General features: G+C 45.9%; 13 protein-coding genes. 5 read left to right on the forward strand and 8 right to left on the reverse strand.

Annotated features, from left to right (window positions below; all coding sequences use genetic code 11):
- Nucleotides 1-244: 244 nt before the first annotated feature.
- The 5 genes from G441_RS0109195 to G441_RS0109220 form a co-directional block, all read right to left on the reverse strand.
- A complete protein-coding gene (locus tag G441_RS0109195) occupies nt 245-1,744 on the reverse strand; it encodes an MvaI/BcnI family restriction endonuclease (RefSeq protein ID WP_169726066.1) in 1,500 nt (499 codons plus the stop codon).
- A 550-nt stretch (nt 1,745-2,294) separates the two neighbouring features.
- On the reverse strand, nt 2,295-2,891 hold the full coding sequence (locus tag G441_RS0109205; protein ID WP_026376086.1) for a hypothetical protein: 597 nt from the start codon (nt 2,889-2,891) through the stop codon (nt 2,295-2,297).
- 88 nt (nt 2,892-2,979) lie between these two features.
- Complete coding sequence (locus G441_RS0109210) at nt 2,980-4,476, reverse strand: RNA-directed DNA polymerase (RefSeq protein ID WP_026376087.1); 1,497 nt, start codon at nt 4,474-4,476, stop codon at nt 2,980-2,982.
- A 424-nt stretch (nt 4,477-4,900) separates the two neighbouring features.
- Entirely contained in the window at nt 4,901-6,103 is a 1,203-nt protein-coding gene (locus G441_RS0109215; protein ID WP_026376088.1) for a tyrosine-type recombinase/integrase, read from the reverse strand.
- A 168-nt stretch (nt 6,104-6,271) separates the two neighbouring features.
- Entirely contained in the window at nt 6,272-7,135 is an 864-nt protein-coding gene (locus G441_RS0109220) for a YicC/YloC family endoribonuclease (protein WP_026376089.1), read from the reverse strand.
- Between the two features lie 205 nt (nt 7,136-7,340).
- Between G441_RS0109220 and G441_RS0109225 the strand changes: the two genes are divergently transcribed.
- The 4 genes from G441_RS0109225 to tusA all read left to right on the forward strand — a co-directional run bounded on the left by G441_RS0109225 (nt 7,341) and on the right by tusA (nt 9,974).
- Entirely contained in the window at nt 7,341-8,267 is a 927-nt protein-coding gene (locus tag G441_RS0109225; RefSeq protein WP_051275457.1) for a pepsin/retropepsin-like aspartic protease family protein, read from the forward strand.
- Nucleotides 8,268-8,367: 100 nt separating this feature from the next.
- Complete coding sequence (gene rph, locus G441_RS0109230) at nt 8,368-9,081, forward strand: ribonuclease PH (RefSeq protein WP_026376091.1); 714 nt, start codon at nt 8,368-8,370, stop codon at nt 9,079-9,081.
- Nucleotides 9,082-9,091: 10 nt separating this feature from the next.
- Nucleotides 9,092-9,733, forward strand: a complete 642-nt coding sequence (gene pyrE / locus G441_RS0109235) for an orotate phosphoribosyltransferase (RefSeq protein ID WP_026376092.1) — start codon at nt 9,092-9,094, stop codon at nt 9,731-9,733.
- Nucleotides 9,726-9,974, forward strand: coding sequence for a sulfurtransferase TusA (tusA, locus tag G441_RS0109240; RefSeq protein WP_156896332.1), 249 nt, complete (start codon nt 9,726-9,728; stop codon nt 9,972-9,974). Before pyrE ends, tusA begins: the two co-directional genes overlap by 8 nt.
- Before the next feature lie 3 nt (nt 9,975-9,977).
- Here the strand turns inward: tusA and G441_RS0109245 are convergent, their stop codons facing one another.
- The 3 genes from G441_RS0109245 to G441_RS0109255 all read right to left on the reverse strand — a co-directional run bounded on the left by G441_RS0109245 (nt 9,978) and on the right by G441_RS0109255 (nt 12,647).
- Nucleotides 9,978-10,739, reverse strand: coding sequence for a class I SAM-dependent methyltransferase (locus G441_RS0109245; protein WP_026376094.1), 762 nt, complete (start codon nt 10,737-10,739; stop codon nt 9,978-9,980).
- A 27-nt stretch (nt 10,740-10,766) separates the two neighbouring features.
- On the reverse strand, nt 10,767-11,294 hold the full coding sequence (locus G441_RS0109250) for a YqaA family protein (protein ID WP_051275458.1): 528 nt from the start codon (nt 11,292-11,294) through the stop codon (nt 10,767-10,769).
- Nucleotides 11,295-11,357: 63 nt separating this feature from the next.
- Nucleotides 11,358-12,647 (reverse strand): metal-dependent hydrolase family protein, encoded by a 1,290-nt coding sequence (locus G441_RS0109255; RefSeq protein WP_026376096.1) that lies wholly within the window; start codon nt 12,645-12,647, stop codon nt 11,358-11,360.
- A gap of 154 nt (nt 12,648-12,801) precedes the next feature.
- On the opposite strand from G441_RS0109255, the gene G441_RS0109260 reads away from it, so the two are divergent.
- Entirely contained in the window at nt 12,802-14,346 is a 1,545-nt protein-coding gene (locus G441_RS0109260) for a methyl-accepting chemotaxis protein (RefSeq protein WP_026376097.1), read from the forward strand.
- The last annotated feature ends 7 nt before the right edge of the window (nt 14,347-14,353 follow it).

Genomic DNA, 14,353 nt, shown 5'->3' on the forward strand with positions numbered 1-14,353 from the left:
ATTTTTATCTGCTCTGTTGAGTGCGCTAATGTGTCGCCAATACTTCAGAGCAATTATTTTCCCGCTATTACGTCAATGTTTACGGAAAGCCCCCTTTTTTAGCTTAAAAACCAATTTAGTAAAAAATTTGATTAAGCATTGAAACCAGAGTCTTGGGCTCTCCGCTTTTGGGTTGCACAATACTGGTAATATTAATAACGTTCTATACGGCAACTAATGCGTCACTCAATTCAAGTCTTTTTTATTACAGGGCGACTTCTTTGAAACTTTCGTAAAGGTGCGGCAGTGCTGCGCTAATGTCGTTCACACGCCATTGACAACGGCGTTTCGTAAGTTTCGGTTGTTCGGGAACATACTTTGGTGCAGGGTCGAGAATAATTATTCCCTCATAAATCGCACGTAACAGTTTATCCGGCCCTGTACCCTTGCACCACATAACGGTGTTAGCAAATCGCACTTCATTTGCGCAGCCCATGTCGATAGCGGTTTGACCCTCAGCCGCTCGTTTTTCTGCAGGAATATATACTGCTTCATTATGTTTTGCGCCCCAGCAGTTCATCAGTCGCTCGAGACTCCAACCTGCCGCTAATGTACCGTCCGGCTTGAACAGACCAACGTATATATCTTTGTTTAACTGCTTAGAAAAGTTCTTTTCATTCGGATCGTAATTCACTATTTCCATTGTAAGGTTGCTTCTAGCGCAGCGATTACCAGTTTTGTGTATGCCAGTAAAACGCCAGCTTCCATCAGGCTTTAGGTAACAAATTTCTGGGTCAGTCATAAAAGCTTTAAAGTCCTTTGCATACAAACCCATATCTGGTTCAGGGGTCATCAAGGATACTTTTCTCATGGTATGCGTTTTAAGCTCTATACCTTCAAAGTCACCATTTTTGTCAGCATTGGGTCTGATATCTAATGCATGTTCTAGTGTATATCCACAGACTTGAGTGCTATTAAACGGTATCGTCTCCCCTTTTTTGTTAAATCTGACACCGGGAATCCAAGTATTAGCTACTTTGGCTAGTAATGGCATTAGCCTTCCGTGTTTATCATTTCCGTCCAATAAAACCTTTACTACTTGTGACAGTTCATGACCGCGCAGCTTCCTGACCTGCTCTACGAGGTAATCATCTGCGATGACCATAAATGCAACTGCGCCTGTTCCGGGAACGCGGCCTAGAACAAACAATCTCTTTACGTCAGGATTAGCTTTAGTGAATTCAACAGATAGTGATTCAGGGATCTGATTTTCTATAGTTTTAAAGCCGCTAAGACGCATCTCCGGGTATTGTGCGTATATCAGCATCTTTGCGTTTTTCGCGGCAACCAGTTTATGTTCTGTGTCTACCCAGTAGAACGATTTAAAAATGCCTTCCGGTATTCTTGCTCTGGTATTAGATAGTGGCTTCGTTGTGCTCGTGCTAAATGCTCGTTCCTGAAAGTGAAAATCATGGATCTGGTTTAACATGTTGAAATCAGAGTTCCAGTAAACCTGATTCTTATCGTTAGCATTCTTACCAAGCACCTTAACCAATGCATGGTCGCAACCGAGGCCTTTTACAGTGGTTAACAATCCATCGATGTTGTCTATTTTATGCTCGAATTTTCTCGTCGCGCTCATCTTGTTTATCCTTATTTGTTGTTGCGTCAGATAAATGTTGTTCAAAAGCAAACTGGTCAAATGGGCCCGGGCACTGGCACTCGGCGTAATCAAGGCTGCAGGAGGGACAACACCCGAACTCATCGAATTCGCAGTTGTGAATAATGTCTGCCATTTATAGCTCCAACTTCTTTCGAACTTGTAAAAAGGGTAATAGGATCCCCGCAAAAGATCCATTAAAACCAAGAAAGATTTATAAGAAGCGTTATAAATGATTGATTTATATGGCTATTAATATTTATATACTTAAATTAGCCATGTTTTATAGTGGTTTTTCTAATGGTTTTGTTTCGGTGGGATTTACACAAGCTGATTTTCGCTGAAATACTGGCATTATGTGTGACCGAGAATCCTACTGACTTGAAGAAACTCATATCCAATGAGACGTTTTCAGTTTAGGGGACAGACAATATCTAACGGACAGCTAGGGAAAAAGCTGCTCACGTTCGCATTTTTGGTATTTTTAATAGCGAATAATTGCGGATTTCATGCCATAGTCACTCAATATATGAGTAATCACTTTACTTTATTAGCGGAATGTCAAGAATGCCCTAACAATGGACGGCTTCAGCAGCCTAAACTATGTAACGCAGTGATGAAAGCATGCGATAAGCCGTCCACGTGGGTTAATTTGTTATAGGTGTCTAGGAAGCGCGAAATAGGCTTCGGCTATCGTAGCAATTGCATTGTGGACTGCCTCTGTTGCACCTATCGTCTCTTTTAGCAGCTGAGGTTTCAGCTTTTTTCGGTATTCGCCTATTCCAATTTCGATAGTTCGGTCTTCTTTCCCTTCTGATACAGATGAGAAGATGTGGGATTCCGAAAAGTGTACCCAGCCACATAGGGTGTCGTACATTGATTCAACCCAAGGCAACTCATCCTTGAGAGAGTTGACCAAGTACCTATCAGTTAGCCTCTTACCATCGCTTCTGTAGTCGCGCAAGGAGTTGCCTTTTACTATGTGGCCGGCGAGTGATTCTCTGTCTTTAACAATTCTCAATGCATGCAGACGTAACAGACCATCCAACTGAACTCTAAGTAGTGGCGCGAACGCATGGATATTCTCGGAAGCGATGAGAGCTGGCATAGCTTCAACCAAGCCGATACTTCTGTCTATCACCCCAATCACCACCAAATCGGAAGTAAAAAAAGGTGTTTCCTTAGCGCTTTTTACGTAACTAGAAAATGCCTTCAAGTATCGCTTTCGAATGTTTGAGACTATACCTTCCATTTAAACCTTCATAACGTATAACGCACGCATTTGAGGCTGGTTTAGTGTGCAGCGTAAAACCAGTCCGACAACATGCGCTTGTTAGGCACTAGTATGTCCATGCATTTTGAGTAAAAAGCTGAATTTCCGCTGGTTGAACAACTTCACTCTCATCTTCAGCTGAGGATATTACAATTTGTGAAACATCAAGTGCTCTAACTAAATCTTGACTCGATATCCAGTCGTTTTCCCATAGCTTTTCTTTGCTACCATTGACTATCTTGCAAATTGCTTCATCACTAGAAAATTGGATATTTATTTTGGCAGGCTGTGTAACTCTCTGAAGCCAAATCTCTAGATATCCATTGTATGGGACTCTAGCCATTTTGTTGCGTACTTTCTCCCAGAGCTGCACTTTTTCAGAAGCAGGAGCTATTGAGATTAGATAACTTAATATTCCGGCTATGGCTGGAAATGTAGCAGGGGAGACAAAAGCTATATCAGTAGCGATTGCCACCTGCACCTCTAGGTCATCTGGAGTTTCCGTTTGCTTTGAAATGTCGGCATGAAACTCGCTCACAATTCGTCTTAAACCTCCACTATTAGGGTAGCGCTGACCAAAGGAGTGGAGCCTCAGCAACTGCTTTTGGATAGTTTTCGCGTTAGTCGTACCAAGATCTTGTAACTCTATGCCCGCAAGTTTGTCCGGCTTTATAGAACCTTCCACTACATTACGGCACGAATAGGTCTTGGACACTCCGAGCCTCATGCCAACAACTCTTAGCTTGTCGCTGATGATTTTAAGTATTTCTTCAGCTCTATCATCGCTGTTTGCAAAAATCCTATAGTCGTCACGATACCTTAATATACGAAAGTCCCTTTTACCTCGGAGCTCCTGAGTGATCTCAAGATCGACAAACCCAAGGACAATTTCGGCTATAAAATCCATTAAAACAGAGCCTTGAGATATTCCATTTGTCTGTCCATATCGACCGGCCCGAATATGTGAATCGATCTTGTTACCAAGAAGTGACTTGCTTCGTCGATTTTTCTTAGCTTCTTCTACTCCATGCAATGCCCAAGAAATGCTATGCGTATATAAAGAGCCATAGCAATCTGTCACATCGGTATGCAGCACATGGCTAAACTCTAATGAAAAGGTAAGCGATCGTTGCTCTACTTTTTGCCACCAGTTCATAACCTGTGAAGCAACATCACTTTGATTATCCACAGACATCACTGGAGCGCTACAGCAATCCACAAAGCCATTCTCAAACTCTGTAAACCTATCCTTGATGAGATTCCAGTTTTTATCATCACAAATCACATTCACCAAAGAAACATAAATCACTGGGTGCATTAACTCGTAAGGGCGCCATGCGAGCTTCCCATCTTTATTTGCTATCAGATTGTAGTTTACACCCGACAACTCACTCGGATTTGTAGACTTAAATTGATAAAACCCACCTTCATTCATCACCTGTGATACTGAGGTAAGAAGTGGTTGAAAGCTTATATATTTTGGAAGGTCAGCATTGAAGTAACTGCTGCATTTTAGGAAGTGCTGCTTAGCTTCATTATTTGTGAGGTCTATCAATCGCTTCATTAGTCTAAATTCCTTAACCCAGTATCCTCGACAAAGTGAGTTTGCTTGAGATGCCTAACATCTTATATGAAGACTTCACAGTAACACCGGACGTGCTTCATGCAAAAAATTCCCATATTCATACTTAATATCAGACGCTTACAAACTTTAACACACCAAAAAACACTGTTTTATATGCGTGTTACCGTGAAGCCTCAGTAATTAGGGATAGTTCGTCTGATCTGCTCTCAGTTAAAAAGCCGACATTAACTATGCGAATTAGATCGGTTAATTCATTGCCTGAGATTTATGTCTGGAGAGTGAATTTGTAAACGGCGGCTTGTCGTTACCAAGGAATTCCACAATTCATCAGGGTGAGGGGCGGCGACACGTAAACAAGCACTAGCAGGTTTATCTCGGTTCTGGTTACGAACCATTTAGACAACTAATCCGCACCGAGCAAGGTTATGATGAACTTATCAAGCTTCTCCAGTGCAAGTCTTCGCTCTTCAAAGTAGTCGTATTTATCATAGATGCCTTCAACACCCTTTAACTTGTGATTTAAGCATCGTTCCGCAATATGGCCCGGTACTTTGAGCTCAGCCAATAGACTCCGAAATGTTCGGCGCAAATCATGAACTGTGAACTTCGCAATATCTACATCATCGTTTGCCAGTAAATTCGAAATGGCCTGATTCAGTGTGTCAGGGCTTACGTGCGGATAGCGCTTTGAAACACGTCTGTTAGGAAAAACATATTCAGAGTAGCTCGATGGTCGCTTAAGTTCGGTAAACATCACTACTGCACTATTTGAGAGTGGGATTCTAAACTCCGCACTGGTTTTTGTACGCGAGGCAGGCAAAGTCCAAACTGCATTATCAAGATCAAGCTCTGACCATTTCATCTGAAGTAATTCATTTTTGCGAACACCGGTTAATAAGAGCAGCTGAACTGCGAGCCTATTTTCGTAGCCAAACTGTATTTTATGTTTGTTGATTGCGGTGAACAGCTGTTCTAGCTCGGCTGAAGACAAAACTCGATCTCTGGCTTTTTCCACGCCACCAGCATCTGATGGGCGAAAGGCATCAGCAGGATTGGAGTTAATGACATCGAGCTTTATTCCGTGCCTGAATAGTTGCTTCATAAAGCCCAGTGCATCGTTCGCGATGGTGGGGCGCTTAATTTTTCCTCCCAGAATACGCTCAATAACTCGCCTTACATCCCTGGCATTTACATCATGAAGTGGAATATCGCCCAGTATTGGCTTTATGTCTTTGGTATAGACTCTTGCAGGTATTTCAGGATGCTTTAAACGCCTTTCGCAGTCTTTCAGCCAATCGCAAGCAAGATCGTCGACAATGTTAAATTCTCCACTTTCGTTGCGCTGCTTTTCAATTTTGGGGTCTTTTCCCGATTTGACCAAAGACTTTAGCTCAAACGCCTTTAGGTTTGCCTCTGCAAGGGACATATACGGGTACGTTCCAATAGAAATCTCTTTGCGCTTGCGCTGAATCGTATACATAAAAGCCCAGCTGCCAGTGCCTGAACTGGAAACCCTGAAATAAAGGCCGTTACCAACTGATTGCTTTAAGGGTTTCCCCTGTTTCAGAAGAGACTTGATGCGTAAGTCGTTGAGCTGCTTGGACATAAGCCGGTACTGTTGACAAACATTTAATGAAATTAGGAGCTTCGTGTTGTTTTGTCAACAATATTGCCGCGTTTTTGTCAACATTTTTGAAATCAAATGAAAACAACTGAAAACAATGATATCTATTAAGTCTTTGTAAAATATGCTCTTATGTCGCGTTTGAGCGTTCTATTCAATATTCTGGATCTGCTCGCGCATTTGCTCTATCAACACCTTCAGCTCTACTGCGGATTGGGTGATGTCAGTATGAATAGACTTGCTGCCCAAGGTATTAGACTCGCGGTTGAATTCTTGCATCATAAAATCCAGACGGCGTCCGCATGCCCCACCCTTGTTGAGAATTTTGCGTGTCTCTTTGATATGAGAAGTGAGTCTGTCTAGCTCCTCGGCTACATCGACCTTTTGGGCAAGGAGTATCATCTCTTGTTCCAGACGGGTCTCATCAAGCTCAATTTTTGCTTCTTCAAAACGACTGGTGAGACGCTCGCGCTGCCAATCGATGATTTCCGGCATGCGTTCGCTAACCTTTGCCACTTCAACTTCAATGCCATCAAGACGCTGTTCAATCAGCGTTTTAAGCGTGCTTCCTTCCGTAGCACGGGCATCGATAAAATCATTCAGTGCGGTATCAAAGCCGGCAAGCATGTCGGCCTGAATACTGTCCATATCCGCTTCTTCTGCCGCGACGACACCGGGCCAACGCAGAATATCGACCGGGTTAACGCCGGTTGATTGGCCATGTGACTGAACCCAGTCTGCGGCATGCAGCAGCTGTTTGGCCAACTCTTCATTAAGGTTTAACTTGCCTACTGCTGCATCATTGGCACTAAACCTTAATGCGCATTCAACTTTGCCCCGCGCCAGCTTGCTCCGGAATCGTTCTCGCAGCACAGGCTCAAGACCGCGGAATTGTTCAGGGAGTCGAAAATAGGTTTCCAGGTAGCGCTGATTGACCGAGCGGATCTCCCACACTGCATTACCCCAGTCGGCTTTTACCTCATGGCGAGAAAAGGCAGTCATGCTGTAAATCATATTGAAGCTCCCCTGTTTGAATTATGTAGCGCTGTGGAATAAGTAAATCGACGCAGGATACCACGATGCATGGCTAATATTTACTGATTTTGTCCCATACGTATTCAAACTGCTTATGGCGAATTTGAAGCGAAGTCATTGTATACATTAATAAAATGTTACATATTACTGTTCGAATAAGAGTCAATATAAGGCTCATTGGACTATGCAACAAGCGAAGGAAACAGCAATGTTCAGATACATACTACTTCTACTATTAACCTCATTCTCTTTGACAGCTCAGGCCTGGGTTGAGTTTAAGCTGGAAGGCGGTCATATAAAAATGCCCATCACCGCAAACGGTATTGAGGCATACGCAATATTGGATACAGGTTCACAGCTCAATGCCATTAACAATCGATTTAGAAAGGCTCATAATTTAGACCTTAAAACAGGTAACAAGATTGAGGTTGTTGGTGTTTATGGCAAGGAAACCCGTAGCACCTACAATGGATTGAATGTCGGAATGTTTGGTACTGAGGTGAAGATGGATGGTCTTGCCGGACTCAACTTCGGGGGCAGTGATGTTGCCATTCTTCTGGGTGAAACATTCCTTGAGCAGTTCATCGTCCAAATTGATTACCCCAACAGTCGGCTTAGGATTGTCCCGCACGACACCTGGGATATGAGCGAAATTGAAAATATAAAGTTGGTCAAACAGCGAGGAACTGGTAAACCACTTGTCTCTGTCACAATGAATAAAGAGGTGGATGTTTGGTTACTTTTGGATACCGGCAATGCTGGAGGTGTAATGGTTGAACGCTCTCTAGCAAAGTCTAATGGCTGGCTTAAAGAGTATGAAACTACTGAGCTATACGCCAGGGGAGCAAATACGAGCGGAATAAACGAGGCATTTCGTATATCGGAGCTTCAATTTGGGCCTTACGCATTGGAAGATGTCTTGGTCACAGTTCCTGCAGAAGGAGAGTCTGCAAATATCGCCGAAACTAAACAAGCGTCATTTAGCCGTATCAAAGGGAAGCGCGTTAGAGGTATTCTCGGTTATGACGTCTTACAACACTTTCTGTTGACGATTGATTACCGAAGCGGTAACGCGAACATCAGCATTCCTCCTCCAGCGTCTCAATCTTAATAACAATACATGGCTGCAAGGTTATCCTTAACCTGCAGCCTCTCTATACGCTATAATCCCGTCCCAAATATAACCTCGTCTCTAAATCCGGGAGTTCGTTATGCGTCCAAGCGGCCGTACTGCTAGCCAAATTCGCCCAGTTACTATTACCCGTCAATTTACCTGTCACGCTGAGGGTTCAGTGTTGATTGAGTTTGGCAACACAAAAGTGCTGTGTAACGCCTCCGTTGAAGAGGGTGTGCCACGTTTCATGAAGGGGCAAGGACGAGGCTGGGTAACCGCAGAGTACAGCATGTTGCCACGCTCCACGCATACCCGTTCGGCCCGCGAAGCAGCGCGTGGAAAGCAAGGTGGTCGCACATTGGAAATTCAGCGTTTAATTGCGCGTTCATTGCGCGCCGCGGTGGATTTGTCATTGTTGGGTGAAAATACCATCACGGTCGACTGTGATGTGATCCAGGCCGACGGTGGAACACGCACGGCGTCTATTACAGGGGCCTGTGTCGCTATGGTCGACGCATTAACCTGGATGCGCAGTAAAGGCATTATCAAAACCAATCCGCTTAAGCATATGATTGCTGCGCTGTCTGTTGGCGTACATAAAGGTACGCCTATCGCCGATCTTGAATATACTGAAGATTCAGATGCCGAGACTGATATGAATGTGGTGATGACAGATACCGGCAAGCTTATAGAAGTGCAGGGTACAGCTGAGGGTGAACCTTTCAGTTTTGACGAAATGCATGAAATGCTCGAACTTGCCAAACACGGTCTGCGCGAGTTATTTGACGCCCAGAAAGCCTCACTTAACTAAGGACCAAAGCATGCACGACTATCAGCGAGAATTTATCGACTTTGCACTTCAGCGACAGGTACTCAAATTTGGTCAGTTTACTTTGAAGTCCGGTCGCACAAGTCCTTACTTCTTTAATGCCGGATTATTCAATACCGGCAGAGACCTGGCCAAACTGGGCCAGTTTTATGCACAGGCGCTGATGCAATCTGGTATTCAGTTTGATGTCCTGTTTGGCCCGGCCTATAAAGGGATCCCTATCGCTACCACCACTGCGGTTGCGCTGGCAGATAAGCACGATGTAGACGTACCCTACTGTTTCAATCGTAAAGAGGCAAAAATCCATGGTGAAGGCGGCAATCTGGTCGGCAGTCCTTTAGCGGGAAGGGTCATGCTGGTGGACGATGTTATCACCGCTGGTACGGCAATTCGTGAATCGATGCAGCTCATTGCTGCGAATGACGCATCGCTGGCCGGTGTGTTAATCGCACTTGATCGTCAAGAAAAAGGCCAGGGTGAACTCTCTGCTATTCAGGAAGTGGAGCGTGATTTTAATACTCATGTCATTTCCATTATCAGTCTGGCTGAGTTAGTCACCTACCTTAAGGATAAGCCAGAATTTGCTAATCATCTCGTCGCAATCGAGCAATACAGAGAGGACTTTGGTGTCTGAATCGGCATTTGAGCGCGCTGATGAAGCATTAGATACGCTCGGCTTGAAATGCCCTGAGCCAGTGATGATGGTGCGATTAAAAATCAGAAAAATGGCCGACGGTGAAACGCTGTTGGTCACCGCGGACGATCCGTCAACTACCCGCGATATACCCAGCTTTTGTCGTTTTATGCAGCATACGCTGGTGGCAAGCGATACGGAGCAATCTCCGTATCGTTACCTAATAAAGAAAGGGCAGTGAGGCCTAGTCTGGCTTTCTGAATTTCAATGTCCAGCGGTCAGTATTGCCGGTCACTGACTTAGCACCGACCTCATACTCCAGTTCATCATCTTCACGATAATGTAAGGTCGAGTAATCAACCAGTTCAAACCCTGCACGTTGGATTTCTACAATGGCTTTTACCGGATCGACACGACGACCATTGCTGGGTGTGTCTGGCTCCATATGGCGAGCCGTGTGATCGACAACCGCATAGATGCCACCGGGCTTGAGTGCAGCAAAGGCGGCGTTGTTCATTGCCATACGGCCTGACTCATTGAAATTGTGGTAATTACGGAAGGTTAGCACCATATCAGCGTCGCTCACGCCTAGAGAGTCGAGCTCAAGAGAGTAGAATCGGTCGCCCTCTTCGCGCCACAGCTTTGCATCCTCAGCAACAATGCTCATTTTGTCGAAACCGGGTTTGTCTGCCAGATTGCGCTTTACACTGTTGGTACCAATCGCGGCATAATATTCACCGCTGTCTCGCATCAATGGTGCCAGGATTTTGGCATACCAGCCACCGCCAGGAATGAGTTCGACAATACGCATATCGTCCTTCAAACCGAAAAACGCCAGGGTTTCTGCGGGCTTACGGTTACGATCCCGCTCGGTATCTCGCTCGGTGCGGATCTCACTTTGCATCACCTGTTTGACTTTATCGGCGATGTCGGCGTGATTGTCCGCCAAAGCATTAAAACTGGATAGTGATATGGCAATTACAGAGCTAGCTAGTAGGGTTTTCATCGGTTTCTCCTTGATGAACTGATTTGACTATATCTGGCTGGTGAACCACCAGGCAGTGGCAATAATGACTATTGATAGTAGTAGAGCTTTGCTTTTATTTCGCCTCAGTACGCGTTCGGCACTGTTTCCGGCAAATTTAATGACGATGGCAATCCCGAAATATCGAATCGCACGGGAGATAAAAATCGCTAGCAGATACAGCACTATCGGGAATCCGGTAGCACCGGCTGCCAGCATGCCAATCTGTAGAGGTAAAGGAACGATGCCAAGCATCAGTATGAACCAAAATCCCTGTTCATTAACGTTGTCTATGGCGTCTTCCAGCTGTTGTGGCGAGGCGAACGCCTGAGCGACAAAATCAGCAAGCAATTCAAACATAAAGTAGCCTGCTGCATATCCCACCATAGCGCCAAGCATGCAGCCCAGCGTGGCCATCCATGCAATTGACCACAGCTTGTCTCGTTTGGCTTGCATCAAGGGCAGTAACACCGCCTCGATGGGCACGGGCACAATCGTTGATTCTAAAAACGAGGCAACGAATATGCCCTTGAGCATGTGCGGTGAATGTACTAAAGCCTGCAAATAAGCATTTAGCCTCGCAAACACGCTGGTCTAAAGCTAGTGGCTTTTATACACGGTTCCGTTTTTCATCACCCACGGGATATCCAGCATTAATCGAATATCCTCTAATGGGTTACCCTTAACGGCGACCATATCTGCTAGCTTGTTGCTCATCAGTGAGCCTAATTCGTCTTGTCTGTTGATCAGTGATGCTGCATGTATGGTTGCGCTTTGAATGGCTTCCATTTCTGGCATGCCAGCTTCAACCATCAGCACAAATTCTTTCGCATTGTCACCGTGTGGCGATACGCCAGAATCCGTACCAAATGCAATACGCACGCCCGCCTCATACGCTCTGGCAAAGGTACGCTGGATGAGCGGTCCAATAGCGGCAGCTTTAGGACGAACCAGAGCTGGGAAATAGCCGTCTATTTTGGCCTTTTCTGCCACAAAATTGCCGGCCAGAATGGTCGGCACATAGTACACATCATGCTTTTTCATCAGCGCGAAGGTGTCTTTGTCCATATAGGTACCGTGCTCAATCGAATTGACACCTGCCTTGATGGCTCGCTCCATTCCCTCTTTACCATGAGCATGAACAGCAACGGTCATACCATAGTCTTTTGCTGTAGAGACAATGGCCTCGAGCTCGTCATCCATAAACTGGGGGTTCTGGCCATTTTTGGCAACACTCAATACACCGCCTGTGGCTGTGATTTTAATCAGGTCAGCACCGTCTTTATATCGCTGCCTGACGGCTTTTCTGGAGTCGGCAATACCATTGACCACACCGTCTACTGGGCCAGGGTCGCCGGTCAGCATGCGGTTACGCCCGTTAGTGGGATCGGCATGTCCACCGGTTGTGGCGATGGACTTTGCCGACGTAAATATGCGTGGGCCAACGGCTTTGCCGCTATTAATCGCTTTACGCAATGCCACCGTTTCATTGTAGCTGTCGCCAAGATTACGCACGGTCGTGAAACCGGCCATCAATGTTTTACGAGCATAGTGTGCTGCGTTAAGTGCGTAGTCAGCTTCGTTGTTGGAAAATCTTTCCAGATACGTCTGCGGCCCGCCATGCTGCATAGATAAATGCACATGCATGTCCATCAGGCCGGGCATCACCGTGTATTCCTTTAAATCGATAACCGTATCGCCTGCGCTGGCGCTGGCAAATCCGCTGTCGATGGATTTAATGCGGTTGTCAGCAACGACAATCGTGACATTGTTGAGCACCTGATCACCGTTTGCAGTGATCACCATACCGGCATGAATCAATGTGTCGGCATAAGAGGCGAATGACAAACAGCTTGTTAGCAAAAGGGTAGAGAGTCGTTTTGTTATCATTGTAAGTGTCCATTGCTAATTGACGTCAGCCACCTTAGGAGAATTTATGTTCCAGGTCAAAACCTGTTGATTGTTAATCAAAATAGCGTTGTTAAGTCATCCTCCAACGCCTATTCTTGAAATTTGGTGAGCAACAGCAAGAAGGAAAGGTTTCATGCGTCGTGGCCAACAAGTAGTCGATCGGGAGAATGACTTTGATGCCAAGTTGCAGCTGGTATCAACTACCGATACCCGTGGCATCATTACATACGCGAATAATGCATTCTGTGAGGTTGCCGGGTACACCGAATCTGAACTGGTTGGTAAGAACCACAACATTGTGCGTCACCCTGACATGCCAAAAGCTGCTTTTAAAGAAATGTGGGACCATATTGCTACCGGCACGCCATGGCGGGGCGTTGTTAAAAACCTGTGCAAGGACGGCCGGTATTATTGGGTAGATGCATTTGTCACGCCGATTTTTGAACAGCAAAAATTAGTTGGCTATCAATCCGTCAGAGTGAAACCTGAGCGCAGGGTAGTGCAGCGTGCAGAACAGCTTTATGCCGCACTGAACAACGGCAATACCAAAGTGTTGAAAGAGTGGTCGACTGAGCGTCTGGGCGCAGCGGCAGCGGTCGCGCTAGTGGGTTGTATTACCATTGGTATTATTGGTGGGTTGTGGGCCGGTGTCACCAGTGCCGTATTAATTGCCGTGATGGCTTGGCTGTTCAGCGTTGAGCTGTTTCAGATCCCACGTGTCGCCAACGATATAAAGAACGATTATGACAGTGTTAGCCGCTTGGTTTTCCATGGCAAAGGCACCGCCAGTGTGTTTCGTTTCCGACAGGGCCTGACGGAAGCCATGCAGCGCACCATGCTCGGTAGAATGCAGGATGCCAGTTCGCAGCTACAGGATGTGGCGGAGTCACTGATGTCGTTTGTGGAGCAAACCAGTGCGGCAATACATCAGCAAAAATCCGCTGTAGAGAATATCGCCGATGCAGTAGGTACATTGTCTCAATCAAGTCAGGATGTGGTTAATAGTACCGACCAGACCCGAGACGGGGTAACCGAGACCCATCAGCAATGTGTTACTGCTCAGGAGTTAATCGTTACGGGGCGTGATACCGTGTCGACACTAGCTGGGATCGTGGAGAATGCCGCCGCCACTGCAGATAAGCTGGTCACTGAGTCAGATAAGGTAGCTTCCACTATGAGCGAAATTGAAGCCATTGCCGATCAGACAAATCTGTTGGCATTGAACGCTGCCATAGAGGCAGCCAGGGCTGGAGAAAGTGGACGCGGTTTCTCAGTAGTCGCTGATGAAGTCAGAGCGCTGTCTACCCGAACTCAACAATCTGCAGGTGACATCGTCAGTAATCTGGATACGATGCGAGGTATTCTCAATCAGTGGGTATCGACTATGCACGAAAGCCGTGACTCAGCGTTACTGAGTGTTGAACAGGCTAACGAGTCCGCTCAGGCCATTGCCACAATACACGATAAAGTGTCGCGCATTGCTGATTATACTCAGCAGGTGGTAGATGCATCGACTCAGCAGGAAAAAGTGTGTGGTAGCGTTGAAGAGCAGATCATTTCATTACGCGGTGTGGCTCAGAAAAATGATGAGATTGCTGGCAATATGGAGCAAAGTGCCAAGTCGCTCACGCGCAGTATAAAGGCTCTGGCAGGTATCGCTAAAGCGTTTGTAAAGTAGCCACCGG

Source organism: Aestuariibacter salexigens DSM 15300 (assembly GCF_000429145.1).
GTDB classification, from domain to species: domain Bacteria; phylum Pseudomonadota; class Gammaproteobacteria; order Enterobacterales; family Alteromonadaceae; genus Aestuariibacter; species Aestuariibacter salexigens.

What these genes read in the sequence shown, in the direction of transcription:
- G441_RS0109195 (WP_169726066.1), bottom strand. Translation starts at nt 1,744, where the DNA reads ATGAGTTCGGGTGTTGTCCCTCCTGCAGCCTTGATTACGCCGAGTGCC.
- G441_RS0109205 (WP_026376086.1), bottom strand. Translation starts at nt 2,891, where the DNA reads ATGGAAGGTATAGTCTCAAACATTCGAAAGCGATACTTGAAGGCATTT.
- G441_RS0109210 (WP_026376087.1), bottom strand. Translation starts at nt 4,476, where the DNA reads ATGAAGCGATTGATAGACCTCACAAATAATGAAGCTAAGCAGCACTTC.
- G441_RS0109215 (WP_026376088.1), bottom strand. Translation starts at nt 6,103, where the DNA reads ATGTCCAAGCAGCTCAACGACTTACGCATCAAGTCTCTTCTGAAACAG.
- G441_RS0109220 (WP_026376089.1), bottom strand. Translation starts at nt 7,135, where the DNA reads ATGATTTACAGCATGACTGCCTTTTCTCGCCATGAGGTAAAAGCCGAC.
- G441_RS0109225 (WP_051275457.1), top strand. Translation starts at nt 7,341, where the DNA reads ATGCAACAAGCGAAGGAAACAGCAATGTTCAGATACATACTACTTCTA.
- rph (WP_026376091.1), top strand. Translation starts at nt 8,368, where the DNA reads ATGCGTCCAAGCGGCCGTACTGCTAGCCAAATTCGCCCAGTTACTATT.
- pyrE (WP_026376092.1), top strand. Translation starts at nt 9,092, where the DNA reads ATGCACGACTATCAGCGAGAATTTATCGACTTTGCACTTCAGCGACAG.
- G441_RS0109245 (WP_026376094.1), bottom strand. Translation starts at nt 10,739, where the DNA reads ATGAAAACCCTACTAGCTAGCTCTGTAATTGCCATATCACTATCCAGT.
- G441_RS0109250 (WP_051275458.1), bottom strand. Translation starts at nt 11,294, where the DNA reads ATGCTCAAGGGCATATTCGTTGCCTCGTTTTTAGAATCAACGATTGTG.
- G441_RS0109255 (WP_026376096.1), bottom strand. Translation starts at nt 12,647, where the DNA reads ATGATAACAAAACGACTCTCTACCCTTTTGCTAACAAGCTGTTTGTCA.
- G441_RS0109260 (WP_026376097.1), top strand. Translation starts at nt 12,802, where the DNA reads ATGCGTCGTGGCCAACAAGTAGTCGATCGGGAGAATGACTTTGATGCC.